27 protein-coding genes and 1 pseudogene are annotated in these 22,501 nt (G+C 55.6%); 12 read left to right on the plus strand and 16 right to left on the minus strand.

Annotation, left to right across the window (positions count from 1 at the left end):
* Positions 1-5: 5 nt before the first annotated feature.
* From tnpB to C8K66_RS07695, 7 genes are all read right to left on the minus strand, one after another.
* A complete protein-coding gene (gene tnpB, locus C8K66_RS07665) occupies positions 6-350 on the minus strand; it encodes an IS66 family insertion sequence element accessory protein TnpB (protein WP_108524516.1) in 345 nt (114 codons plus the stop codon).
* Complete coding sequence (locus tag C8K66_RS07670) at positions 347-724, minus strand: transposase (protein WP_158276045.1); 378 nt, start codon at positions 722-724, stop codon at positions 347-349. The genes tnpB and C8K66_RS07670 overlap by 4 nt, the downstream gene beginning before the upstream one ends.
* A gap of 494 nt (positions 725-1,218) precedes the next feature.
* On the minus strand, positions 1,219-1,875 hold the full coding sequence (locus C8K66_RS07675; protein ID WP_046382167.1) for a hypothetical protein: 657 nt from the start codon (positions 1,873-1,875) through the stop codon (positions 1,219-1,221).
* 100 nt (positions 1,876-1,975) lie between these two features.
* Complete coding sequence (locus C8K66_RS07680) at positions 1,976-2,437, minus strand: hypothetical protein (RefSeq protein ID WP_108524520.1); 462 nt, start codon at positions 2,435-2,437, stop codon at positions 1,976-1,978.
* 830 nt (positions 2,438-3,267) lie between these two features.
* Positions 3,268-4,011, minus strand: a complete 744-nt coding sequence (locus C8K66_RS07685) for a hypothetical protein (RefSeq protein ID WP_227778716.1) — start codon at positions 4,009-4,011, stop codon at positions 3,268-3,270.
* Between the two features lie 117 nt (positions 4,012-4,128).
* Positions 4,129-4,860, minus strand: coding sequence for a hypothetical protein (locus tag C8K66_RS07690; protein WP_046382164.1), 732 nt, complete (start codon positions 4,858-4,860; stop codon positions 4,129-4,131).
* Between the two features lie 154 nt (positions 4,861-5,014).
* The gene (locus C8K66_RS07695; protein WP_046382163.1) at positions 5,015-5,851 is read right to left on the minus strand and encodes a hypothetical protein; all 837 of its coding nucleotides are present in this window, start codon (positions 5,849-5,851) and stop codon (positions 5,015-5,017) included.
* 1,128 nt (positions 5,852-6,979) lie between these two features.
* Between C8K66_RS07695 and C8K66_RS07705 the strand changes: the two genes are divergently transcribed.
* Both C8K66_RS07705 and C8K66_RS07710 read left to right on the plus strand, forming a co-directional pair.
* Positions 6,980-7,549 (plus strand): hypothetical protein, encoded by a 570-nt coding sequence (locus C8K66_RS07705; protein WP_108524522.1) that lies wholly within the window; start codon positions 6,980-6,982, stop codon positions 7,547-7,549.
* 296 nt (positions 7,550-7,845) lie between these two features.
* On the plus strand, positions 7,846-8,166 hold the full coding sequence (locus tag C8K66_RS07710; protein ID WP_017846753.1) for a hypothetical protein: 321 nt from the start codon (positions 7,846-7,848) through the stop codon (positions 8,164-8,166).
* A 232-nt stretch (positions 8,167-8,398) separates the two neighbouring features.
* On the opposite strand, the gene C8K66_RS07715 is transcribed toward C8K66_RS07710, so the two are convergent.
* From C8K66_RS07715 to C8K66_RS07725, 3 genes are all read right to left on the minus strand, one after another.
* On the minus strand, positions 8,399-8,791 hold the full coding sequence (locus tag C8K66_RS07715) for a hypothetical protein (RefSeq protein WP_046382162.1): 393 nt from the start codon (positions 8,789-8,791) through the stop codon (positions 8,399-8,401).
* Positions 8,792-8,962: 171 nt separating this feature from the next.
* Entirely contained in the window at positions 8,963-9,613 is a 651-nt protein-coding gene (locus C8K66_RS07720) for a hypothetical protein (RefSeq protein WP_052735757.1), read from the minus strand.
* 243 nt (positions 9,614-9,856) lie between these two features.
* Positions 9,857-10,393 (minus strand): dihydrofolate reductase family protein, encoded by a 537-nt coding sequence (locus C8K66_RS07725; RefSeq protein ID WP_079444646.1) that lies wholly within the window; start codon positions 10,391-10,393, stop codon positions 9,857-9,859.
* A 282-nt stretch (positions 10,394-10,675) separates the two neighbouring features.
* Between C8K66_RS07725 and C8K66_RS30975 the strand changes: the two are divergent.
* From C8K66_RS30975 to C8K66_RS07740, 3 genes and pseudogenes are all read left to right on the plus strand, one after another.
* A pseudogene (locus C8K66_RS30975) lies at positions 10,676-10,770 on the plus strand (integrase); the annotation flags it as partial.
* Positions 10,771-10,999: 229 nt separating this feature from the next.
* Positions 11,000-12,049, plus strand: a complete 1,050-nt coding sequence (locus tag C8K66_RS07735; RefSeq protein ID WP_108524524.1) for a GIY-YIG nuclease family protein — start codon at positions 11,000-11,002, stop codon at positions 12,047-12,049.
* A gap of 189 nt (positions 12,050-12,238) precedes the next feature.
* A complete protein-coding gene (locus C8K66_RS07740) occupies positions 12,239-12,601 on the plus strand; it encodes a DUF167 family protein (RefSeq protein WP_017846747.1) in 363 nt (120 codons plus the stop codon).
* Positions 12,602-12,829: 228 nt separating this feature from the next.
* Here C8K66_RS07740 and C8K66_RS07745 read toward each other — a convergent pair whose 3' ends face one another.
* Together C8K66_RS07745 and C8K66_RS07750 are read right to left on the minus strand one after the other, a co-directional pair.
* The gene (locus C8K66_RS07745; protein ID WP_108524526.1) at positions 12,830-13,480 is read right to left on the minus strand and encodes a LysE/ArgO family amino acid transporter; all 651 of its coding nucleotides are present in this window, start codon (positions 13,478-13,480) and stop codon (positions 12,830-12,832) included.
* 24 nt (positions 13,481-13,504) lie between these two features.
* Positions 13,505-14,311: a 2OG-Fe(II) oxygenase gene (locus C8K66_RS07750; protein ID WP_104904491.1), complete on the minus strand. Its 807-nt coding sequence runs from the start codon at positions 14,309-14,311 to the stop codon at positions 13,505-13,507.
* Positions 14,312-14,582: 271 nt separating this feature from the next.
* Between C8K66_RS07750 and C8K66_RS07755 the strand changes: the two genes are divergently transcribed.
* Positions 14,583-15,236, plus strand: coding sequence for an NBR1-Ig-like domain-containing protein (locus tag C8K66_RS07755; RefSeq protein ID WP_232565975.1), 654 nt, complete (start codon positions 14,583-14,585; stop codon positions 15,234-15,236).
* 448 nt (positions 15,237-15,684) lie between these two features.
* Here C8K66_RS07755 and C8K66_RS07760 read toward each other — a convergent pair whose 3' ends face one another.
* Complete coding sequence (locus C8K66_RS07760) at positions 15,685-16,572, minus strand: LysR substrate-binding domain-containing protein (protein WP_017846743.1); 888 nt, start codon at positions 16,570-16,572, stop codon at positions 15,685-15,687.
* Between the two features lie 126 nt (positions 16,573-16,698).
* Here C8K66_RS07760 and C8K66_RS07765 point away from each other — a divergent pair, with 126 nt between their 5' ends.
* Complete coding sequence (locus C8K66_RS07765) at positions 16,699-17,208, plus strand: hypothetical protein (protein ID WP_046385181.1); 510 nt, start codon at positions 16,699-16,701, stop codon at positions 17,206-17,208.
* A gap of 186 nt (positions 17,209-17,394) precedes the next feature.
* On the opposite strand, the gene C8K66_RS07770 is transcribed toward C8K66_RS07765, so the two are convergent.
* The 3 genes from C8K66_RS07770 to flgA all read right to left on the minus strand — a co-directional run bounded on the left by C8K66_RS07770 (position 17,395) and on the right by flgA (position 18,880).
* Positions 17,395-17,826, minus strand: a complete 432-nt coding sequence (locus tag C8K66_RS07770) for a flagella synthesis protein FlgN (RefSeq protein WP_046382158.1) — start codon at positions 17,824-17,826, stop codon at positions 17,395-17,397.
* Between the two features lie 27 nt (positions 17,827-17,853).
* The gene (gene flgM, locus C8K66_RS07775; protein WP_046382157.1) at positions 17,854-18,132 is read right to left on the minus strand and encodes a flagellar biosynthesis anti-sigma factor FlgM; all 279 of its coding nucleotides are present in this window, start codon (positions 18,130-18,132) and stop codon (positions 17,854-17,856) included.
* Positions 18,133-18,220: 88 nt separating this feature from the next.
* Positions 18,221-18,880, minus strand: a complete 660-nt coding sequence (flgA, locus tag C8K66_RS07780; RefSeq protein WP_227778721.1) for a flagellar basal body P-ring formation chaperone FlgA — start codon at positions 18,878-18,880, stop codon at positions 18,221-18,223.
* A 162-nt stretch (positions 18,881-19,042) separates the two neighbouring features.
* Between flgA and flgB the strand changes: the two genes are divergently transcribed.
* From flgB to C8K66_RS07805, 5 genes are read left to right on the plus strand one after another with little or no spacing between them, the layout of a single operon-like run.
* Complete coding sequence (gene flgB, locus C8K66_RS07785; protein WP_046382155.1) at positions 19,043-19,456, plus strand: flagellar basal body rod protein FlgB; 414 nt, start codon at positions 19,043-19,045, stop codon at positions 19,454-19,456.
* 15 nt (positions 19,457-19,471) lie between these two features.
* A complete protein-coding gene (gene flgC, locus C8K66_RS07790; protein WP_108524530.1) occupies positions 19,472-19,879 on the plus strand; it encodes a flagellar basal body rod protein FlgC in 408 nt (135 codons plus the stop codon).
* Positions 19,880-19,882: 3 nt separating this feature from the next.
* Complete coding sequence (locus C8K66_RS07795) at positions 19,883-20,560, plus strand: flagellar hook assembly protein FlgD (RefSeq protein ID WP_046382153.1); 678 nt, start codon at positions 19,883-19,885, stop codon at positions 20,558-20,560.
* A 27-nt stretch (positions 20,561-20,587) separates the two neighbouring features.
* On the plus strand, positions 20,588-21,736 hold the full coding sequence (gene flgE / locus C8K66_RS07800) for a flagellar hook protein FlgE (RefSeq protein WP_108524532.1): 1,149 nt from the start codon (positions 20,588-20,590) through the stop codon (positions 21,734-21,736).
* Positions 21,737-21,740: 4 nt separating this feature from the next.
* The gene (locus C8K66_RS07805; protein WP_108524534.1) at positions 21,741-22,481 is read left to right on the plus strand and encodes a flagellar basal body rod protein FlgF; all 741 of its coding nucleotides are present in this window, start codon (positions 21,741-21,743) and stop codon (positions 22,479-22,481) included.
* Positions 22,482-22,501: the final 20 nt, after the last annotated feature.

Genomic DNA, 22,501 nt, shown 5'->3' on the forward strand with positions numbered 1-22,501 from the left:
GCAAGTCAGACTGCGAGGACAGGCGTTGTACGAATTGGCCTGCGCCAATCAATGCCTTCCAACAGCATCGATAACTGCGCAGGCGTCAGCGACACGCTGCCGCTGGTTGCTTGCGGCCAGACGAAGCGCCCTTGTTCCAACCGTTTGCAAAACAGACACAAGCCGTCGCCATCCCACCACAACAGCTTGATCCGGTCACCGCGCCGTCCGCGAAAGGCAAATATCTGACCGGAAAACGGGTCGGCTTCCAACTGTGTCTGCACCAGTGCCGCTAAACCATCGAAGCCACGGCGCATATCCGTGACGCCGGCGGCGATCCAGATACGGGTTCCAGCGGGCGGGGCAATCATCGCAGCAACTGCTGCAAGACGAATTGCAGCGTCTGCGGATCGGGTGCGCCCATGATACGCAGCTTGGCTTTTCCGACCTCAACTGCGATCTCGGAATGACACTCCGCCTGTGGCTGGACGACGCGCGGCAGATCGATTGGCGCCTCCATCACCTGGACGGGCAAAAGCGTTGCGCTCTGGCTGACGGTGCCGAATACCCCTTCCTGATATTGATGCCGCCAGCGAAACACCAGGTTGGCATTGACGTCATGCTCACGAGCGATCAACGACACGGAGGCGCCAGGCTGGAGGGTCGCCTCGACGACTTGGCGTTTGAACGCCAGCGAGAAGTTGGGGCGGCGGCCAGTTCGACGGGCTGGGGCAACGGTATCCAAGATAGTGTCCACTAAAAAATGGTGTCCACTATCTTGGCTAATTTGGAGGGCTGTCAGGAGAGGGTGCTGGCCGGACGGTTACCAATAGGCTTCCCACCAATCACAAAGGCCTTGGTGACTTGAGAAAATTTTCAGCTATCTGTCCAATCGGTTGGATGAGCAGATCTGCGATAAAAAAAGGCAGAGGTCAAGACAGTTCTGTTACACGTCTGTTGGCATACCAGGCATACCAAAACTTTTCGACCACGTTCGTGCTCGTGGTGCCGGTTGAAACCGTTAACCACAACGCTCTGGACTACCTGATTACAGCTCGGTTTCGCTTCCATGATTGCAAGCTGAGGCTGACGGCCAAGCTTACAAGCTGCCAAAGCGGACGTTTGTTATGGGTGGACCAGTTTGATGAGAAACAGGCCCCCAGACCATGGAGTGGCAGCAGGAGGTCGCTGCTTCTATCTGTCTGGCCGCCCGTCGGGTTTTACCGCTGACCTAAACAATCAATCCAGTATCAAAATCAGCGCGTCACGCTCGGAGGCTCGACTGCTCAGCATGTCAACCGCCCTTGACCATGCAGACTTCGCCAGCACAGCCCCTTGACCTGACCAATTCGGAACAATGCCGCCGAGAACTTCTTCGTGACGCGCATGATCGATGAAGAAATAATCGCGAGTTGAATTCAACTCCATGGTCAGCTTGGCGCATTCATCGGGACCGAGAATACCTACGATATCAGTGAGGCCAGTGAATATCGCTTCCAAATCTTTTCTCTCCGCCATAGAAAACAAGATTGTTGCTGGCTTTCCACGAATAAGGTCAGTGATTCGCTCGTTACTCCACCCCGCATCCGTCAGTAGAGCCTTCAGAATCAAATGATACGGAAGCTCACCGCTTCGACCTAGCGAGAGTACTGGATGACAATGCCCAAGTAGGCATACCAGCAATTGCTTTGCCGGGCGATCACTCTCTTCCTCATCGGTAAGCCAAGAAGGGCTAAAACGCACTGCCTCTAAAGCCTCCGCCATCACATGGGACGGCTTTCTGCACGCCTCAGCTGATTTTTGGTGCAACCGAGCAATGACTTCATCTGGGGTTCCAGCGAGATCTTTTTTGAGGACATCGCTTGTGAATGAATAACAATAATGCAGAACAGCCATAAGACTCTCCTAAAAAAAGAAGAGGTGCTAACCAGACACCTCTTCTCAATTGACTGTAGTTCTAATCAGTCATCACAATATCAATTGCGCTCTGGCAGTACTAATTTGGCTGTGCCGGAGTGAGGCATTGAGAAGGACTGCCTCCGGTATAGCCGACATTTACCTCCGACGCATGGTTTGCAATCACAAAGTTCGTGATTTCAGCCGGGACAGCCGGCGCGGGGTCCTTGGTAATGCTCCAATGCCCCAGCCCTCCGTGCTGAGGAGAGTAAACGCCAATATATCCGGCCATATTGTGGATCGGACCCTGGTCGCCCTGATTGAACGGCGGGTTGACCCCAACGACAGTGAACCGGACCTTGCAAGGCTTTCCGGGCACAATGAAGTTTGCTGCTTCAAATGTGGACAGACCATCCTCGTCAATCCTCCATTGCGCATCTGCTACCTTCGCATAAGTGGCGTTTTTTCTATCGATCGCTCGGAACACGTTAACATCCGCAGTCGCCAGCGTGCTGAACAGCGAACCGGCACAAAACAGCACAATCAGATTTTTACTTTTCATGTCCATTCCTTAGGGCTTAAGTCGAGACAAATCAGATCATCAGACATTCTAGAAATCTCCAAGTGATAAGGCCTCCGCTGGCTTGGATCGCAATGTCCTGCAATCACTACCGCGGCTGACCGTCGTTGCCGTCATTGGCTGCGACCATTTGAGATTCGCGAACTCCCCTGCTTCTGGTAAGTAACGTTACAGATACACCGTGTAACAGCTCGGCTGTTACCCACTAAAAATAAGCGTAGCAATGGGTGACTCGGTGGCTACGAGCCAGAGGTGCATTAATATTTTCATCACAGATAAACCACTAGATAATTTTCGTAAGATCACCCTAAAAAGTTCCAATCTTAAACCACGCTAATTTGTGAAAAATAAGCAAGACCAATAGTAATGAAACACTAAAGACGACTCTGAAATTACGCGACAGACCGCCCATATGTGTTAACGCCAATGCAGAATTGACCCGCGAGCTGACGTGAGACTGACCCACCTTTAAATCAACACAAATCTAGCAAAGGTAGTGGCTCGCGAGGAGTCTGACCGGGTCAGAGATATATCGGCAACTAGGGCAATTCGGCGTCGGCGCCAACACCATGCTCTCTGTAGTTAAAAATCAGTCTATTGGAGCGTTTGTCAGCTTGAGCTAAGTCGTTGATAAACGTTTTTTCATAGGCTTCAGTCTGGCTCTCTCCAAAACCAGCAGAAATGGACGTCACCGCAAATTCGTCCCACACTGCAAGAATTACTTGTCACTGCATTTGTTCCAGAATCGACCCATTTTTCTGACGCAGTAGCACGTTAGTGGCACAACCTGGGTAAGTATCGTTACCGTAGCGCTACTTCGGGTAGGGCCCACATTCGAAGGCGTTAAGGGATAAGTCAAAATGAATACTGGCCTGGTTCTGTTCATTGAAGGGTACTTCGAGGTAACGACTGATTTGAAAGGACGAACGCCCTTGTGTCGATGCGTTGGCATAGGACAGATACGGCGATACAGACTTGAGCACGCTGTTAGGCAATACGCTGCCGCTGCTGATATTGCTGCCGATCAGCGCCCATATAACGGCGGCCGGCTGCGAGATATAGCGAGATTGAAAGGGGTTGAGGGTGAAGCCATTGATCGGCGACGGTGAAGCAGGCTTTCCTGTGTCACTGTCATAGATAAATAACGCCTGCCCCGTGATCAGCGGTTTCGCGTTAGGGGGTGCGTCGTAGTAGATACCCACGCTGCCGTCCTTGCCTTTGCCGTTTCCGTTAATTTTATAACCGTTGAAGCTGTACGCGTTGCCATACAAGACAGGGCTGGACACCCCGATTTTAAAAGCCTGTGCGGAGCTGACGACACCGTGGGCAACATAAATGCTGGTCTTCGGTTCAATGACCACCACCATCGAGTCCGTGATAGGCGGCGGTAAATTAATAGCCACTACGCTGTTGTCTCCTTCAGACGAGGGGTCGGGTACAACGATGACAATGGACTGGTTAGTGGCATTCAAAAATTGCCGGGCTTCAATGTTCAGATAAAGCGTCAGCCGCAACGGCGCCGCGTGGCAAACCTGAGTCAACAGGCCTGTTATCAAGCAGGCACACAACAGTACGTACGGTCTGTATTCACACACAGGCACCTCCCGCCAGATAGAAAAACACCCGTTTCCGCCAGGACGGACACGGGTGTAGTGCACCTATTTAAAATCCGGTCACTTGGCCGAGTTGACGATGGTGCCAATGGTCGAGCCGGAACTTACGGGGGAAACCGAAGGTTTACCTTTCAGGTTGGTAATGGCAAAGGTGCTGGGCAGCACTTGCATGTCATATTTGCCCACGCTCGCGGAGAACGAGAAGGTGCACCCAGGCGCCGAAACGCTGGCTTGGACATTACCTGACTCCAGGCTCTGTTGCGCTGCAACCAGCAAAATGGTTTCCAGCGGCTTCATCATGATTGAACCCTGTGGGTTCAAGGTAAATGCGCAGAACGGCAAGTACTGTTCGCCTCCTGAAGGGGTAGTGACAAGGCCGGCAAGGCCCACTGTCAGCGGTGGCGTACCCGCAGGCCGATTATTGAACAGCCCCAGGCTATCAGCGGGAACATTGCTGACCCCGCCTGAAACGAAGGTGCCGTCAGAGTTGAATGTTTGCGCAATGCCAAGTTCGAGGGGCCGGGACAGGGATTTCATGAGAATCGTTGTATTGGCAGCGATATCGGCCTGGGTGCTGACGTACAACTTGTATTTAGGTTTGTAATAAATGTCGACGATGCCGAACTGGTCGCCGTAAGGGACCGAAAACCAGGTCGGTACGCCAGTGGTTAGCTGGTTGGGGCCAACGGCGCCTTTATAAGCCAGCAGATTATAACCCTGCGCCTGTAAAGCCGCGAGCACGGCCTGTTGTTCGGAATTTTCAAAGTTGAACTCAATAGTGTACGTAGTCATTTTTTCACCTGTTAATCCCTAACACATTAAAGTTTGTCAGTCGTTCATTCCGCGCGACTGGCTATTTGAATCGCCGGGAGGCTAATCAGTGGTTAGCGCATTCCAGTGGTTCGAGGGGGAGCGTATGAATAACGCGATGTTTTTATAAGTATCGTTACAGTAACGCCGTGCCGCTGTTATGGGCTGAGTGCTCCGAAAGAATACTCGCATGCATTGCCAGGAAGCCTTGTAGTGCATAACAAATAGACGACGCCAGTTCTTGTTGATGTGCAATGGCCGTATACGCCGCGCGATTGAACTGTTCCGACCAGGCCACATAGCCTGTTGTTACATCAATCAGGCGTACTGACGTTCTGATCCGTTCCGCGTCCACGTGGACACTGCCCTCCAGACGGTGACCGATGCCGTTGCAGGGCACACTGTCGAGTGATTGCGCAGGGTGAATGCCTGCACAAGTAGCTGCGGACTCGACGATGATTTTCCTGTCGAGCTTTTTGTACAGGTGGTGGGTCAATTCCTCATGCAGCCCTTCGGTAAAGCATTCCCACCTCGTTTGTGAAGACAGGCATTTGAACGGGCAGATACAAAACGCATGGCTGGGCGCAACCCCGGTGGCGTTTGCTGACTGGCGCTGGAAGGTGGGCATGTAGCAACCCAGGGGAATCACGATCCTGACCTTGGCGTTACGCCCGAATGTTGCGTAGTAATTCCTCAGCTTTGCCCGCAAGCGCCCCACCTGTACCCGAACGACCGGGTCTTCGCCCGTGCTGTACGAACATGGGTCGCGGTCAAATACGCTGATGCCGATGGCGTATTCGCTGGTGTCGCGCACCGACTCGACGATGGCCTGTTCAACAAGATAGTTGAGCAGGCGACTCATGCGCGGAGAGTGTTTGAACATGTCGCTGGATAATAAAACGTCTCTGGCGGATTTAACGTCAATGAGTTCTATAAGGTCGCGACCAAAATAGCGGATGTCGTTGTCAGTCATAGCATTACTTCCCCTGCGTCCGTTCATAGAAAAAGTTTGCGCATGCCGAATGACTGAGTTTGATACTTATTTGGGCAGCCGTGCATTCGCCAAGTAGCATGATCTATAACTGCTGCCCATTGTTTTCGAATCAAAACTCTATTCTTAATTTTGTATTCGCAAACGTTTTCAACTTGCTCGGGGAGTCTAGCGTCTAATCGACTGACGACTAAGTATCGTTACCGTAGCGCAGGGCTACCGCGAGGGGCTTGTAGAACGGCTGCCCGAGCGGGCAACCGAGGGGTCATGAGAGTTAGAAGCACCTCCTTGTACGTTGATTCAGATCCTGCACAGTACAGGGTGCCAGCTTTGTCCCTCAACGAGCTATAGAGGTCAGGGCTGTTGATCTGGTCTAAGCGTTCGGCTTGAAGCAGGCGCTAGAACGATAACTGGTTGTGCCGTTGTGATCGTAAGTACTTAGTCGAAAGGTTTCTGAACGTCCGCAACGGGTCGTTTTTTGCCGGTCGCGAAGGACAGCTTAGGGTCGGTTGCCGTTCTGCGCGACGGGCAAAAAACGGCCAAAAGGGGCCTTTGATAGACAGTAGTTGATGACGAAATTATCACTGTGGCTCTAATTCTGACCATAAACCTTTGCGTCCCATGCCGGCCATTAATGTCCCGAAGTCTTCAAAATTGCAGACATTCACCTCAATCTGGCTCGCCCACGTTGCTTCACACTCGTCGCACACCCACAGTAAAAGTTGTGTAGAGCAGACCCGCATTGCTCGAACGTCACCTTGACCGCACCTTTGGCATTTAATCAGCATGGAAATAATCTCTGACAGGACCCCGGTGTAGTCTAATCCGATCGGTCGACTGTCGTCCGCGGCGACAGGCAGAGGTTGTCCAAAAGCAGAAATCTAAAGTCTCCACTAGAGTGGGGGCTATTCAGATGAGTGCCTGATGGTCGGCACGCTCTCAATCACCCTGGCGTCGTTCCGGGCGCGCACGCCGGCACTCTGGTCTCGGTGCTATTGCACACCTCGGCGAAAGCCGTGAATATCTTGAGGGGCGTCGTGACAAGCCTGTGGCTGTTGAGCTGCGCTGCCTTCGACTCATGTTGGAAATAAAAAATAGAGCATTCAGGGAATGGAATATCCTTCATTTGAAAACGAGCCAAAGAAAAAAGCTTTCTGGGCGGCGACGTGCCTGATTTTGGTGGTGGGCTGGATTATTTATATGCTTTGGGCTAGTCGCATTGGGACTCGAATCGTTTTAATGGCGTCGATTCCTGAGTGGACCACCTATATAGTCGCTGGCTGTTTGGTTGGACTCGTTTTTGCCGGACGAGCAATTTACTATCGCCCTGACGGAAGAGATTTGAAGCGAGTTGCCGACTCTTTTGTGGGGGGCGTTTGTCTGGGTCTTGTATTATCTTTAAATAGTTATAAGGTTTTTACTTATCTGTTGCCTGGCGAGATTGTTCATTATGAATCAGCTTATGAGCTACATATTCCGGGACCTTCCTTTGGAAGGTCTGGCCGGTGTGAGGCGGGCTTGCGGTTTAAGGATTTAAATACTGAGCGCTGGATTGAGCTGTGCACCACTGAGTTGGAGTTCAACGAACGAAGGAAAAAAGGCATGGATGTCGTTTTGGTGACTGCACACTCCAATAAGATAGGCTCTTATATTGTTGGGTATCAGTTCATTTATAAATAAATTATAGTGGAATCGCTTCCATAGACCTCAGTGCTTAATCAGCCTGTAAGTAACTCTGGTAGAACTTTGATGTAGCCTACTACCGTCGTCCGCATCATAGCTGTTTTCTGTCATAGACGACAGGCAGAATCGACTCAAAAGCGGCTTCCGACACCGACAAAAATCCACAACTGTTTATCAGCCCTCGGCTAAACGGTCGTGTAACCTGACGGCTGCACCCTGCACGTTTAATGAGTTCTGACAAAGTCTTGTCTTGGCTCAGCTACGTGGAAACCCCGACTACCTTACGAGACACCATGGACTCTTCATTTGACGAATTGATCGATAGGGCGATGTATCTGGGCGTGCACCAGGTTGCATACCCAATTGATATCTTTGGTATTGCCAGATTGCTGGCAGAGCATGCGTCCGATGATGCAGACTTTGAAAAAATACTTTTGCTGGTTTCAGATCCCGAGAACCATTTCACTCGTTGGGCTGCCATACGCGCCATTGGTATCCTGGGGCCCGCGTCTGTTGCCAAAGCACGCGCAACGCTGGAAGCCAGGACAAGGCTTGAGGATTTTCCTCTCGCTCGACAAGAGCTTTACAGTGCGTTGGGTTCGATAACAGATTGAGAGTCCATGGTTTCAGCGTCAAGGCAATCGACAGGCGGCTTTTGGCCGATAGCGGTCGGTCTGTAAGCATCGGCCGAAGGGCCATGCTTTACCCCTGGGTGTCTTCGCGGAGCGGTTTCGCCTTTGTTGAACCCGCAACGCGGAAGGAGCCCAGGGGGTGCTGTTGGTCGATGGCTGCCTTTGGCAAAGGGCTGCTATCGACCCAGGTTGTGTGAAAACGAGCTGGAAGCAGTTAACTAAACGTGATGCAGACTGGTTCCATCTCTACCAACGAATTTTCACAGGCCCCTACGAGATCTCGCACACAGTAAAGTCTCCATCCCTTACCTGATCCCCACTTTGCCGCGACAGGTTCAAGCGAAGACTCTTCCTCCTGCGTTGCGCGAGCCCAATCATCGTGCCCGATCTCAGCGATCAATTGAGCCTGGTAGACCTGTAAGAATGGAAGCAAGCTTTTCGCTTGTTCAACCTCTATGAGGACAAATTCTGCTGTATCGAGTTGCTGTTTAACATTTTCGACCAGTTCGTGAGCCTGCAACGGGAGTGCCTCTAACACAACCTCCAAGGCTGATCCGGATTTGTCAGCACTTTGGAAGGTGCCGCAGATGATGTTCCCTCCTGCCATATCTTTCCCCTATCGTGGCTTCGAAGCTTGGATTAGGCAGCTCGCGATTACGTGTCTAACGTCGATTTTTTGCTGGTCTACGCCCGTTGCGAGCGGCCAATTAATCCAAGGCTTGATGAAAAATCCTGCGATTCTCTGACCTTCTGGTGGTCGAGATAGTGACGGGACCTTTCAATCATTTCTTACCTGTTTGAGCCAGTTCCAGAAAGGATCACTGGATTCATGCGCGTCCATGCTTGTTGTGCTTGAGATGAGATCTGATGCGCGCGCCGGGACGCTGAGGCCAAGCGTGCGTTCCACGTAAGCCCGCAATGCCCTAGGTGGTGCGGGGTAGTCATCATCTGCGTATTGCTGCTCCCGCAGTTCGGCCGGTGTTCTCGTAAACTCCTCTGGCCAGCAGTGCTCGTTGTAACCGATGGCCAGTAAGCGAATCAGGTCTTGCGTACTATTGGTCAAGACGCAGAGCATGTCTGATCCCGAGCCCGAGCCAAGATGGACGATTCGCTGCTGATCGTGGTCGTCCAGCCATAACCCTGCCCACGATCCATCGCCACCAGTCCTGAGGAATATTGATAGCCGCTCGTTTACTCTGGGATCTTCGCAGGCCGTCCATCGAGCAGTATCGGCGGAGTCCGGAACGTGAAAGGCGGTGATAGCGCTGTTGTTGTATTCAGGTTCGGGATGCAAAGTCATGTAGCGGCCCCCGGTCCGATAGTGACGGACGCAGCCTAGTGCTTCCAGGAATTCCATGGTCTGTCGTAATACTGGAGGTACCGGATTGCTTGCCGGGAAGGCGGCTACTAATTCGTCGGTGAAGTTCATGTCTTTCCTGACCATTGTCTTTAGCGAGTATCATGAATGAAGGTGGATTGCTATGCCCGGAATATATCGCCATGTGCCACCCAATGCCCGCTTCTGGCCGATTTCTGCCTGTCATATCCGGCAGAAGTCGACCACTAACTGACTGCCAGCCAGAAGAAAAGGCAACGTTCACGAGAATCGGCCTCGGCAAATAAATCCCCCCTCTCCCCTCATTGCTCTAGATCGAACATCCTCGCGAACCGGTCATACCGTCAACCGATAGGTAGACTGCACCAACCCCGAAGCAAAGCTGCAGCTGGATACCAGTTCCAAGTCAATGTCCTGCTGAAGGGCCCCAAACAATCGCCTTCCCGATCCGATCAGTACGGGAACAGTGGTAATCACCATATCGGCGACTAATCCATCGCGCAGGAAGGATTGCACCAACTGCCCGCCATCGACATAGACACGATGCACGCCTTGCCCATCCAGTTCGGCCATCAGGTCCCCTGGTGCGAGGTTTGAGAAGCGCAGCTTGCCCTTCAACGCCTCGGGCACCGGCGTACCGGCCAGTTGTTCAGACAGCACCACGACGGGCCGGTCGTAGAACCATGTGTCGAAGGTCAGCACCTTCTCATAGCTGCCTCGCCCCATCACGATCACATCCTTGTCGGCAATGAAGGCGCAGTAGCCATGATCTTCAGTCGGATCATCACGCTGCAAAAGCCAATCAATGTCGCCATCTGGCCGGGCGATGAAGCCGTCCAGGCTGACGGCGATGAAAACATGTGCAGTGGCCATCAGGACCTCCTAATTGAAACGACGTTTATTCATACTTGATCATAAGCCGAATAAAAGGTTCGCCTTCGCTGACTGCCGTTCATAGGTACGATCCCATAAGCGCCAAGATGGCAACAGGGCCAAAGTAAACCGTTTCTATGAACTTAGAGACTGTTGAGAGTGCCGTCGCGGTCGTTGAACTCCCATATTATTCTTTCTCCAGCGTGACGCGCCCAAGTCTACTTGGTGAGCGACGACATTGAGGCATTTCAGCCCTTTTTGATTTTTCAGAGTTTGACTCTAATTACCCTAGGTCACACGAAGTTGAAAGCACTGTCAGATACCTCGGAGTCGAGGTCGACGATGCCTTTAAGACGGCGGAACAGACGAAAGTCTGACTATTTATAACGACAGTCGACTCTAAACCGTCGCTATCCGCCCCGGAGCGGTCGATCGAGCCTCGGCCTTAACTCAATCATTCGGCCTGTAGGCGACTCCGCGTGCTAAATTGATATTTTCGAGGCGAGTTACCTTCACGCCAGGTGGTAAGTGGAAAGTGCTGTTTGCAAGCCATTCCGACCGGTGACTTAAGGAGCTAGTTTCCTATACAACTGTAGGTAGACCATTATGGAAAACTATCCTGCCCCTGAGAGAGGATATGTATATATCCTCGGGGTTAAAGACATCGAACTTCCGGTGTGCAAGATCGGAAGAACCGCTAGAGATCCTGCTGTTCGCTGTGCAGAAATAAATCAGAGCTCGACGGGTGATTTTCTTTGGGAGGTAACCCATCAGATTGCAGTGAACGACTGCCAGAAGTTTGAGTCGCTGGTTCATACAAAGCTCCTGCCACTCCGACAGAGAAGGCGTGAGTTCTTCAATCTTCACCCGGACGATGCAATTCTTGCGGTTCAATCCATACTCGCGTCGGTATCGGACGTAAGTGCAGTAACCATCATGGAAGCGCAAAAAGAAAACATCGATGTATCAAAAGCGGGTGCTCCTCCCCGCAAACAGTCTACGCGCTCCAGCAGGAACACCCTATACGCCCATCTATTACACGGATTCACCGAATTGCTGGGTATTAAAGGACGACCATTCGGCCAATTAAACAAACCCTCCTTTGGAATTAGTGATGGACACGAAGGAGTTCAATGGAACCTCGCGATATACCCGAACGATGGGAAAGCGCGCGTGGGAGTCAATCTCGAGGGCTTGCAATACAGCGGCTGGCCGATTGCAACGCTGATAAAATCCGAACTGGAAATCCCTGCGTTACTACGACTTGTGCCAGATATACTCGATCCTCAGGACATCACCCTGCGTTTCGCGAGAGACGCGTGGCAGCTAAGTTCAAGACCGAAAATCCTGGAGGACACTTTAGGTGGACGCGAGTTTCGTCTCTCCGAAATCACCGATGGGTTATGGCGTTCAATACTCACCGAAGCCATCGGCTGCCTCAACAAAGACCGGAGCTACCATGGCCGAGCCCGCCAAGCTGTGACCGTGCTGAGAAAGGATGGGGCAGACGCGAATTCGACGTTTATGTTGGTTTCGCCTCACCTGACTATTTGGACTCCAATTGACCCATTGAGCGACTCGATCGAAGCGTTGTCCGCTGCGATTGATCGCTTAAAGCCCGTCCATGAATGGGCATCGAAGGTGAGCGGCGGTTAGGGTCGGCATTTGAAAAAAACGCCAACCAACTACACAATCAACCGGGCGTTTGGGCGTTTTCGCGTCGCGCAATTCCTCCGGGTCGGCGCAACCAAGCGCCGTTTATTGCGACCTTAGCCGACAGAACAATCGGGGAGTGACCCCGATTACCTTAGTTAGGCATTTTTATCCGACCTACGCAGGATCCATGTGAAGAAAGCAAAAGCGATTACCAAAAAGAAATCATCCGGCCGTGGCTTTGAGATGTCCTCGTTTTGTGGGTGGGATGGAGAGACTTTAGTTCTGAACATACTTGGAACTCCGAGCGCCAAAAAGGATGCCATCGGCAAGGCGAAAGGAAGTCAACTCAAGATCAGCGTCACCGCCGCACCCGTAGCAGGCAGGGCGACTGACCATATGGTTAAGTTTCTCGCCCGAGAGTTTGACGTCTCGGTTTCTGACATCACGGTTGTGTTCGGTCGTTTTAATTTGAACAAGCAAATGCGTATAAGGGCGCCCGGAAGCTTACCTGCCGTAGTGGCCAAGGCCCTGTCAGAAGCAGAAAGCACCTGACCATTCGCTACGGGCGCGATGCAGCCTAATGAGCCGTCCTGCTGTCATGGACTGTTCCAGTGTCTGCTTGCAATAAAAGGGGGGGACAGATTTATTTTCTGCACTAAGCGTCCGCTTCTGGCCGACTTCGGCCTATCGCAACCGGCAGATTACTCTTTCTCCAGCGCGATACGTCCAAGCCGACTTGGTGAAAGACGACATTGAGGCGTTCGCAGCCCTTTGGACTCTTCAGAGTCTGACCCCGATTACCTGCTGAAAGACACCCACTGAATCAGTGATCAACATCCCGGCCAGGTACACCATCAACACCGCCACACCCGCATCCAACCAGCGCCACACCACTGGCGCCTGGAACAGCCGCGTCAAACGCTGACATCCCAGCGCCAGTATCACAAACCACACCAACGATGCCGTCATCGCGCCACTCGCGAACAGTGCTTGTTGGCCGGTGGGTTTGGCTGCGCCGATCGAGCCGATCAGCACGACGGTATCAAGCCAGGCGTAAGGATTGGCAAACCCGAGCACCAGTGCGGTGCGCAGCAAGCCTCGTTGCGAGTGACCGCCTTGCGTGTTGGGCATGGACTGGTTACGTAGGCAGGCCAGCAAGCGTTGACCGCCAAACCAAAGCAAATACGCCGCACCGGACAGCAGCAACAGCGCCACCACACCCGGCCGACTTCCCAGCAATGAACCCAACCCTGCGACGCCAACAGCGATCAGTAGGACATCGGCGAGTACGCAGATAGCAACCACGGCCCAGATCGGACCCCGGCCCACACCTTGGCGGATGACCAAGGTGTCTTTCGGACCAGGCGCGGCGAACAGCCCCATGCCCAAAAGCAAGCCTTCGAGGTAAAGAGCGTTGAAGTTTAGAAACATGGGATGTTCGAACCCGCGAGAATATTAGAGAAGTTGAATAGGCTGGTTACCGAACCCGGTGTGGCGGGTGTTTACGGCACTATTCAAATCGATGGGTTGCCGGCGGAAAAAACTTGTCAGCGCCTGCTCCGGGTTCGGATTGGCAAAGTAGATCAGGGAGCTTCTGGCTACCGGCCTTAGAGGCGCAAGAACTGCGTGGTACGCAGCAGGAATTGCATGATCGGAGAGTTCTGTTAGCAAAGACCCCGACAATACTGCAATTTCACATTCCAGGAGACGCACGGGTTCCAGTGAACCGCCCCTCACCAAAACCAGCCCGTCACGATTAGGTTTGATGAATGAGAGCATATGACCATCTTCGTGTGGGTCTTGGGCAAACTGACGATGGTTACCAGTAGCCTGAGCGCCATAGACGCATAGTTGCACGTAGGATGCCGAGCGAAATGGGGCTAGTGGCGCGACTCCAAACTCTTCACAGACGTCATCCATGAGTTCCTGAGCCAACTCGTTGACCTGTCGCTCAAAAGTAGCCACAGCGGCAAAAAAATCACTCTGGGTAAACTCGCAGGGCATTCGCTTAGACACATGCACGGGCCAATAACAGAAACGCTCACATAAGTCGGGATGGTCCTCAATACTTGAGTATTCGGCTCCAAACGGAAAAAACCCGTCAGTGTCTTGAACAAAGGAAAATGAATCTTTAGTGGCCTGAGAGATTGCTGAATATCCATCAACAATTTTTTTGTAGTCCTGCAGCATGGCATCAGACATTTGCAGGATGCCGAAGCCTGATCGAACAATGGATTCACAGCACGTTTTTATTTGAGTCATCGCTATATCCAAAGATGATTGTAAAGGAATGCAACACACACAAGGTTCGCAAGCATGCGAGAAACCACGACACTGGATGTAGCCAACCCAAAAGGGACCTATCCATGTCCTTCACCACGTCGCTAGCAGGTCGCAAGTGTGCATCGCTCGATATACGTAGCGGCGAGCAGGTTGTCCTTTTTGGCGAACAACGTGACGACTATCACCAAGGACCGGAGATCAACACTCGAATATGAACATCAGAACACGCGATACGCTTCGAGCCTTGGTTATGCGACGCAGCCGAGAACTGGGAAAGCCCCTGACAGCCCTGGCCAAAGAAGCCGGCATTTCCCGAACCTACCTCTACGGATTGACCGGCGGAGCCTCACAAGATCCCTCAGTACGCACCCTGATCAAACTGGCCAAGGCGTTGCAGGTTTCGCCGCTGCTGTTATTCCGCTACTTCGCCGACCTGGCTGGCGCACCGGGCGATGCCTGTTCAATGGCAACCACTAATCGCGCCACCGGCCTGCGTGACCCCAGCGACATAGCTGTCTTCAACGCGGATGTCACCACCCCAGACCAGACCGTGGTGCTGCCCGGTGAGACGTTTCAGAAAACCTGGGAGATCCAGAACCTTGGCGCCCGCCCGTGGCGCGGTCGGAAATTGGTACGGGTCGACGGCGAATACGTAATCGCTCGCCGCAGCGCGTCCGGCGTTCCCTTGGAAGTGGTGATGGACACCCACCTGCGCAGCCTGAACAACGAAATCCCCATCGCCGACACCCTGCCCGGCCAGCCGGTACGTATCAGCGTGGAGTTCGGCGCCCCAAGGGAGACCTGCACACTCACGTCGATCTGGCGTATCGAAGATGAACAGGGCCAGCCTTGTTATGGACCCGCCTTCATCCTGCATGTAATCGTCAACGTCATGGCACGTTAAGGTCCGACGGGAGCCCCACAAATCTGTCCAAAACTCTGTGCCTGATGACGGGCGTCTATCAATGTAGACCGCAACGGCATTTACACCTCCATAAAAATAAAACCTCGACTACTGTATTAAACCAACTAACCCCCTCTTCCTTATTACACAAAATCAAAAAAACACATTGCACGCCCCTTCAACTCATCCAAAAGTCTTAACTCCCTACTAATAGGTCGTGGTTTTGCAAACAGACGTTGACGCATTTATCCCGCCAGGAATAAGGAACTCCAAAGGGGCTGGCGGTTTATCTCAATGGCGCGCGGATCAATGAAGCGTTCCGCGATACCGTGAATTTCGACCTGATGCCCAGCGTGGCCATCGACCACGCTGATGCATGCCGGTTTCAATGTGAAGTTCTGAGTCGCTCAGCGTCTGAACCAATCCGGTACAGGCCCCACCGCGTCCCCTACTTCACCTGCGCTTCCTCCAACAGCCAACGCGCAAATACCTGGATGGGCGCGCGGCTCAGTTCAAGCGGTTCGGGTAGCACGAGGCAAAAGGCCTTGGCGACATTCTTCTCTTGTGGCCATGGCGCGACCAGCCGGCCTTGCGCCAGTTCGGCTTCCACGTACAGGCGCGGTACGAGTGCCACGCCGAGCCCCGCCAGCGCGGCTTCGATCAGCATCGCATGCAAATCGTAACGCGCGCCCATCGCGGCGTTGCTCAGGACAATCCCGGTTTGCTGGGCGTAACGCTGCCAGGCATCCGGGTTCTGTCGTCGGTGTAATCGCGGCAGTGAATCCAGAGCCGTTGCCTGCTTGCCCGGCTTCAGCAGGCCAGGGTGACAAACCGGAATTAACACTTCGTTCAACAGGCGATGCGTCTGCATGCCCGTCCACGCCGGGTGCTCAAAATGGATGGCGGCATCAAAACCGCTGCCGGCTAGCACGAACGGTTCCATACGTTCCGAGAGGTGCACGCAGATATTCGGGTGTTGCTGGCCAAAGCCGGCCAACCGCGGAATTAGCCAGCGCAGGGCAAAGGTTGGGCTGACGGCGATATCCAGGCTGGCGCCGTCGCTGGGCTGGCCCATCAAATACTGGCTGTCCCTGTCGAGCCGGTCGAGTAGTTCGCGCACTTGGGCCGCGTAGCGCTCACCGTTGGGCAAGAGCCGCACACGGTTGCCAACACGCTCGAATAACGTGACCCCCAGAAACGCCTCCAGACGGCCTATCTGCCGGCTGATGGCGCCTTCAGTCAGGGCCAACTCGTCTGCGGCACGGGCGAAACTGCCATGCCGGGCTGCTGCTTCAAAGGCCATCAGGGCAGCGTTACTCGGGAGCTTTCGACGCATGGGCATTCCTGGTTCAAGTCAAGGCCTCCACCTTGATGTTTAATCACTGAAGAGTGCCGAAAAGTCGTTTTATGGATCATTACCGTGTCACTAGCATGATTAAACATCAACCAACGAAGTGACATGATGATTTATACAGTCGAATGCAACTACGCTGACCCCGCCAGCGAAGCTGAGTGGAATGCGTTTTACAGCCTGGAAAAACTGCCAGCGCTGATCTCGGTGAGCGGATTCAGCTCCTCGCAGCGGTTCAAAGCCTTGAGCGGCGATTGCCCGGCCTACCTGGCCCTGCATTCAGTCGACACGCTTGCCGTGTTGCAGAGCGACGAGTACCGCCAAAAAGGGGGAGGCAATTTTGCCCGTTGGCAGTCGCACATCACTGATTGGAAGCGCAACCTCTATGCCGGGCTGGACCGGGCAGTTGGCGTGGGCGCGGACGAATTCCTGTTGGTCAGTGAACAAGGCCCTCAAGTACTGATTGGATTAGGCCTTACACCTGTAGCGCTGCACGCGGTTGCGTTGGACAAGAACCCTGCACACCGTTGGCTGGCCAAACTGGGCTGCACTCAGGCAAGGGCCAGCGATCTGCAGGGGCTGAAGGTATATAGCGCAATGACCATGCAGTTAGTGTCATGAGCCACGCGGACATAAATCACTGGAGGCTTGCCGGCCGGCACAGTGATCTAGGTTTTACCCCGAAGGGTCTTACCGGATGACCAATCACCTTCATAGGGGCCCGACTTAGCGGCCTCTTGTTCGCGTTTAACCTTCTCGTCGGTTTGCTGCCTAAGTTTGTTTCGATCACACAGACAACATCACTACTCAATCAACGCCGCGCAGCCTGCGCCCATCCGGCCCATACAACTTGTTACCAATAACCGAATTCAAAAACCCGACAACCCGCTGATTACTCGCCATCCGCAGCCCCAACGCCTCGCCATTGGCGATATTAAGCTGCCGCGCCCGCCGCGCCAGTGCCTGCACTTCCCGCCAGGCCGCGACGCAATCGGCATCCTGCGCCGCCTTCAGCGCCCCCTGCCGCCCTGCCCCATAGCCGAGCTTCAACTGCGCCCCAGACCGAATCGCTTCCAACTGCTCCAGCTTCTGCAACGCCGCCTGCTTGCACGCCGTCAGTTCCTGCAGCTTTTCACCGTCGACCTTGGCCTGGGCCAATGCACGCCGTTCCAGTTCCAGCCAGTCGATCAGTTCGACGATCGCCTGCTGCTGCAACTCCAAGTGTTTCGCCAGACTCATAGGTACCTGCTGCTCATCGACCAACGCTCATGGAAGGGTTTCGCGCACGCTGGAGGCCAGGCCGTCGAAGATCGAATCCGCGCTGACCTGATAGGTGCCACTGTCGATGGCCTGGCGCAGCGCCGCGACTTTCTCCATGTCCACGTCCGCCGACGTCGCGACCTGCGAGCTGGCGGTGCTGCTGGAGACTTGCACGCCGTCGTCGAGAGTGGCTTCGAGAGGTTGCAGTTCCACGCGTTGATTACCGCCTGCTTTGCTGTCAGCGGGCGCCAGGGTGTTGGTCAGGTTTGCACTTATGATTTTCACGTTAGAGGCTTCAATTGGCTGTGGTTGGGTCAACTATCGGCAATCGCGACGGCAAACTTTGACCGGTAATCGGGTTTCGCTGAAAAAATCAGTAGCGCAGTTGCAATTCGTTCTGGCCCACCACCTGGGCGTTGAGCATTTTGCCGTCGTTGCCCATGACGCGCACGTTGCCGCCCAGGCTGCCGTTGTCCAGTGCCTTGCCTTCGCGGCGGATGGTGAAGCCAGCGCCCCGGGCCTGCAGGACCACGCGGGCGTTCCGCTCGACCAGCCAACGCTCGCGCACGTGATTCACGGTGATCACCATGCCCCGGCTTAGGTTGCGGCTGGCCTGGCGGCCGATGATCTGCGAAGGCTCGAACACGCTGCCTTTGGGCAGGCGCTCCAGCGGGCCGCGCTTGAGTTCCAGCATCGGCGCCTTGATCACCTCACCCGCGGCAATCCGCTGACGGCTGACCACGTAGTCGCCGACCACGCGCACGCTGACTTGCAGGTAACCCGCGACCTCGTCCAGGCAACGCACGCCCACGGCCACACGACCGATCACGCTTTGCTCCGGGCGCACCAGGTACGGCCGCGGGTGGGCGCAGGCCGCGATGCGCGCCGCTGGCTGGCCGATGTCCACGGCAACCAATTGGGCGCGCGCGGGCAAGCGTGGCGCAATCACCTCGCGCACCTGCTCCTGCAGGCCGTCCGCCTGGGCCAGGGTGCAGCACAACAGGCCCATCAAGCCCCACATCCGTCTTGTCATCGATCCCGCCCTCCGCGCTACCCAGCGCAGAATTCTAGTCGCCCCGCCAGCGAGGCAAGGCCTGAATTGGTCGTCAAATAGCGGCCTGTTTCGGCCTTTGCCGGGGCAGCCTTGGGACTAACCTGCGAGCCGTTCATTTATTTGATGCACAGGTCCGCAACCATGATCGACAAGCTCGACAACGAGCTGCGCTTTCAGCAGGACGCAATGAGTTTGCGGGCTGAGCGCCAGCAGGTATTGGCCAATAACATCGCCAACGCCGACACACCCAACTTCCGCGCGCGGGATTTCGACTTCAGCGCCGAACTGGCCAGCTCCCTGCAAAAGTCGCACACCCAGGGCCGCGGCATGACCCTGGCCACCACGTCCGACCGCCACCTGCACGCCGACTCCAGCCGCTTCGCCAGCCGCGACCTGCTCTACCGCGTGCCGGACCAACCGAGCCTGGACGGCAACACCGTGGACATGGACCGCGAACGCGCGCAGTTCACCGATAACGCCGTGCGGTACCAGGCCAGCCTGACCTTTCTGAGCAGCCGCCTGCAGTCGCTCAAGACCGCCATGCAGTCCGAATAACCCAGGGAAACCACCATGTCGATGTTCAGTATTTTCGATATCGCCGGCTCCGCGCTGAGCGCCCAGTCCCAGCGCATGAACGTAACCGCCAGCAACCTGGCCAACGCCGACACCACCAGCGGCCCGGACAACGAAGCCTACCGGGCGCGGCAGGTGGTGTTCGAGTCGCAATACCAGGCCGGCAGCAGCATCGGTGGCGTGCGCGTCAGCCAGGTGGTCGAAGACGGCTCGCCGATGCGCCAGGAATACCGCCCCGGCGACCCATTGGCCGACGAATCGGGCTTCGTGACCATGCCCAACGTCGAGCCGGTGGGCGAAATGGTCAACATGATCTCCGCGTCGCGCTCTTACCAGGCCAACGTCGAGGTCATGTCCACCAGCAAGGAAATGATGCTGAAAACTTTGACCCTAGGTGAGGCGTAAACCATGACCAGTACGATTGCCAGCTCGGTGCTGTCGACGATGAACAGCACCAGCACCACTGCCGAAAGCACCACTTCGGCGGCGGACGATTTGCAGGACCAGTTCCTCACGCTGCTGACCACCGAGCTGCAGAACCAGGACCCCACCGACCCGATGGACAACAGTGAGATGGTCACCCAGCTGGCGCAGATCAGCACCATCAGCAGCATCGAAGACGTCACCAGCACCCTGGAAGGCATCTCCAGCCAGATCAGCGCCTCCGAAACCCTGCAAGCCTCGGCCCTGGTGGGCAACGGCGTGTTGATCGACGGCAATGTGATCCAAGTCGACAGCGGCGTGGCGACCACGTTTGGCGTCACTCTGGACAGCGATGCCGACAGCGTCAGCGTCACCATCAAAGACAGCAGCGGCACCGTCGTGCGGACCCTGGACGAGGGCAGCATGAGCGCTGGCACCCAGGCGTTGTCGTGGGACGGCCTGCAAGACGACGGCACCACGGCTGCCGACGGCGCCTACACCTTCTCTATCAGCGCTACCACCGACGACGTCGCCGTGGCCAGCACCGCCCTGAAATACGCGCTGGTCACCGGCGTCACCACCGACAGCAGCAACGAAGTCGCGCTGGACCTGGGGGGCGTCAACGACAACGTCGCCCTCAGCGACATCAGTCTTGTCCTCTGACCCTCTACCTAACGAAGGAGAAACACCATGGCTTTTTCCCAAGCGCTCAGTGGTCTGTCGGCAGCGTCCACCGACCTCAACGTGGTCAGCAACAACATTTCCAACTCCCAGACCGTGGGCTTCAAAAGCTCGACCACGCAGTTCGCCGATGTGTACTCCGGCGCCGACGTCGGCCTGGGTACCCAGGTCTCGGGCGTGGTGCAGAACTTCGAATCCGGCAGCCTGACCACCACCGATAACGCCCTGGACCTGGCGATCAACGGTGACGGCTTCTTCACCTTCTCCGACGGCACGCAAACCGTGTACTCGCGCAACGGCCAACTGACCCTGACCGCCGAGGGCTACCTGGAAAACGCCGCCGGCGATCAACTGCTCGGGGTCAACGGCGTGATCCAGATCCCCACCACCGGCATGCAAGCCAGCGCCAGCACCGAGCTGGACGCAGAGCTGAACCTGGACGCCAGCGACGACATCATCACCACCACCTTCGACCAGACCGACTCGTCGACCTACTCCTATTCCACCAGCGCGACACTCTACGACTCCCTGGGCATCAGCCACACCAGCACCCTGTATTTCAGCAAGACCGCCGACAACACCTGGGACGTACACACCGCCATCGACGGTAACCTGCTGACCGACTCCCAGACCGTCAGCTTCAGTTCCAGCGGCCTGATCACCAGCGGCGAAACCGGCACCTACACCTACGACCCGGCCAACGGCGCGGCCAGCCTGTCGCTGACCCTGGACCTGACCGGCACGACCCAGTTCGGCAACGACTCCTCGGTGTCCGACATCACCCAGAACGGCTACACCTCCGGCAGCCTGGTGAGCTTCACCATCGACGAGACCGGCACGGTGGTCGCCACCTACTCCAACGACCAGACCAAAAACATCGACCAGATCCAGCTGGCCACCTTCAGCAATGAAAACGGCCTCAAAGCCAACGGCGACAACACCTGGCTGGCCACCACCTCCTCCGGCCAGGCGCTGCTCGGCGTGGCCAGCAGCGGCTCGCTGGGCTCGATCCTGAGCGGCACCACCGAAGACTCCAACGTCGACCTGACCGCCGAACTGGTCAACCTGATCATTGCCCAGCGCAACTTCCAGGCGAACGCCAAGTCGGTGACGGCGCAGAGCGAAGTGTTGCAGCAAGCCGTGAATATCGGTTCCTGACCCTATGGATCGCATGCTCTTCACGGCCATGAGCGGGGCCAATCAGGCGCTCGAACAGCAGGCCGTCGTGGCCAACAACCTGGCCAATATCGTCACCCCGGGGTTTCGCGCGCAACTGGTGGAGATGCAGTCTTCGCCGGTGGCGGGCGAAGGCTTGCCGACCCGCGTGTCGGTGGCCGCCAACGGCGTGGGCGTGGACTGGAGCGAAGGGCCGATCGTGCATACCGACCGCGCGCTGGACGTGGCCCTTGGCCCAAATGTGATGCTCGCCGTGCAGGCCGGCAACGGCCAGGAAGCCTACACCCGGCGCGGTGACCTGCAGGTCGACGGCACCGGCGCCATGACCGTGGGTGGGCGCCCGGTGATCGGTGACGGCGGGCCGATCAGCGTGCCGCTGGGCAGCGAGGTCACCCTGGGCAGCGACGGCACCATCAGCGTGCGCGAGCTGGGCATGGAACCCCGCGGTTTGAGCCCGGTGGGCAAGTTGAAGCTGGTGTCGGCGCCGCCCGGCACCTTGCAGGCCGGTACCGACGGCTTGTTCCGCAGCGCGAACGCGCAGCCGCTGCCGGCCGACGACAGCCTGCGCGTGGCGCCCGGTGCGTTGGAAGGCAGCAACGTCAGCCCGACCAACGCCATGGTCGCGATGATCGACAACTCGCGGCGCTACGACATGCAGATGAAAGCCATCAGCACCGCCGACGAAAACGCCAAACGCGCCAACAGCCTGCTTTCCCTGCAGGGCTGACCTCCCGGTTGAATAGACAA

Source organism: Pseudomonas sp. GV105, from assembly GCF_003058185.1.
GTDB lineage: Bacteria > Pseudomonadota > Gammaproteobacteria > Pseudomonadales > Pseudomonadaceae > Aquipseudomonas > Aquipseudomonas veronii.

Coding starts and splice junctions, on each gene's coding strand:
- C8K66_RS07750 (WP_104904491.1), bottom strand. CDS start 14,311: ATGACTCAAATAAAAACGTGCTGTGAATCCATTGTTCGATCAGGCTTC.
- C8K66_RS07735 (WP_108524524.1), top strand. CDS start 11,000: ATGGAAAACTATCCTGCCCCTGAGAGAGGATATGTATATATCCTCGGG.
- C8K66_RS07715 (WP_046382162.1), bottom strand. CDS start 8,791: ATGGCAGGAGGGAACATCATCTGCGGCACCTTCCAAAGTGCTGACAAA.
- C8K66_RS07745 (WP_108524526.1), bottom strand. CDS start 13,480: ATGTTTCTAAACTTCAACGCTCTTTACCTCGAAGGCTTGCTTTTGGGC.
- flgE (WP_108524532.1), top strand. CDS start 20,588: ATGGCTTTTTCCCAAGCGCTCAGTGGTCTGTCGGCAGCGTCCACCGAC.
- flgA (WP_227778721.1), bottom strand. CDS start 18,880: ATGACAAGACGGATGTGGGGCTTGATGGGCCTGTTGTGCTGCACCCTG.
- flgB (WP_046382155.1), top strand. CDS start 19,043: ATGATCGACAAGCTCGACAACGAGCTGCGCTTTCAGCAGGACGCAATG.
- tnpB (WP_108524516.1), bottom strand. CDS start 350: ATGATTGCCCCGCCCGCTGGAACCCGTATCTGGATCGCCGCCGGCGTC.
- C8K66_RS07705 (WP_108524522.1), top strand. CDS start 6,980: ATGGAATATCCTTCATTTGAAAACGAGCCAAAGAAAAAAGCTTTCTGG.
- C8K66_RS07720 (WP_052735757.1), bottom strand. CDS start 9,613: ATGAACTTCACCGACGAATTAGTAGCCGCCTTCCCGGCAAGCAATCCG.
- C8K66_RS07680 (WP_108524520.1), bottom strand. CDS start 2,437: ATGAAAAGTAAAAATCTGATTGTGCTGTTTTGTGCCGGTTCGCTGTTC.
- C8K66_RS07725 (WP_079444646.1), bottom strand. CDS start 10,393: ATGGCCACTGCACATGTTTTCATCGCCGTCAGCCTGGACGGCTTCATC.
- C8K66_RS07675 (WP_046382167.1), bottom strand. CDS start 1,875: ATGGCTGTTCTGCATTATTGTTATTCATTCACAAGCGATGTCCTCAAA.
- C8K66_RS07765 (WP_046385181.1), top strand. CDS start 16,699: ATGATTTATACAGTCGAATGCAACTACGCTGACCCCGCCAGCGAAGCT.
- C8K66_RS07770 (WP_046382158.1), bottom strand. CDS start 17,826: ATGAGTCTGGCGAAACACTTGGAGTTGCAGCAGCAGGCGATCGTCGAA.
- C8K66_RS07695 (WP_046382163.1), bottom strand. CDS start 5,851: ATGACTGACAACGACATCCGCTATTTTGGTCGCGACCTTATAGAACTC.
- C8K66_RS07760 (WP_017846743.1), bottom strand. CDS start 16,572: ATGCGTCGAAAGCTCCCGAGTAACGCTGCCCTGATGGCCTTTGAAGCA.
- C8K66_RS07805 (WP_108524534.1), top strand. CDS start 21,741: ATGGATCGCATGCTCTTCACGGCCATGAGCGGGGCCAATCAGGCGCTC.
- C8K66_RS07795 (WP_046382153.1), top strand. CDS start 19,883: ATGACCAGTACGATTGCCAGCTCGGTGCTGTCGACGATGAACAGCACC.
- C8K66_RS07690 (WP_046382164.1), bottom strand. CDS start 4,860: ATGACTACGTACACTATTGAGTTCAACTTTGAAAATTCCGAACAACAG.
- C8K66_RS07755 (WP_232565975.1), top strand. CDS start 14,583: ATGCGACGCAGCCGAGAACTGGGAAAGCCCCTGACAGCCCTGGCCAAA.
- C8K66_RS07710 (WP_017846753.1), top strand. CDS start 7,846: ATGGACTCTTCATTTGACGAATTGATCGATAGGGCGATGTATCTGGGC.
- flgC (WP_108524530.1), top strand. CDS start 19,472: ATGTCGATGTTCAGTATTTTCGATATCGCCGGCTCCGCGCTGAGCGCC.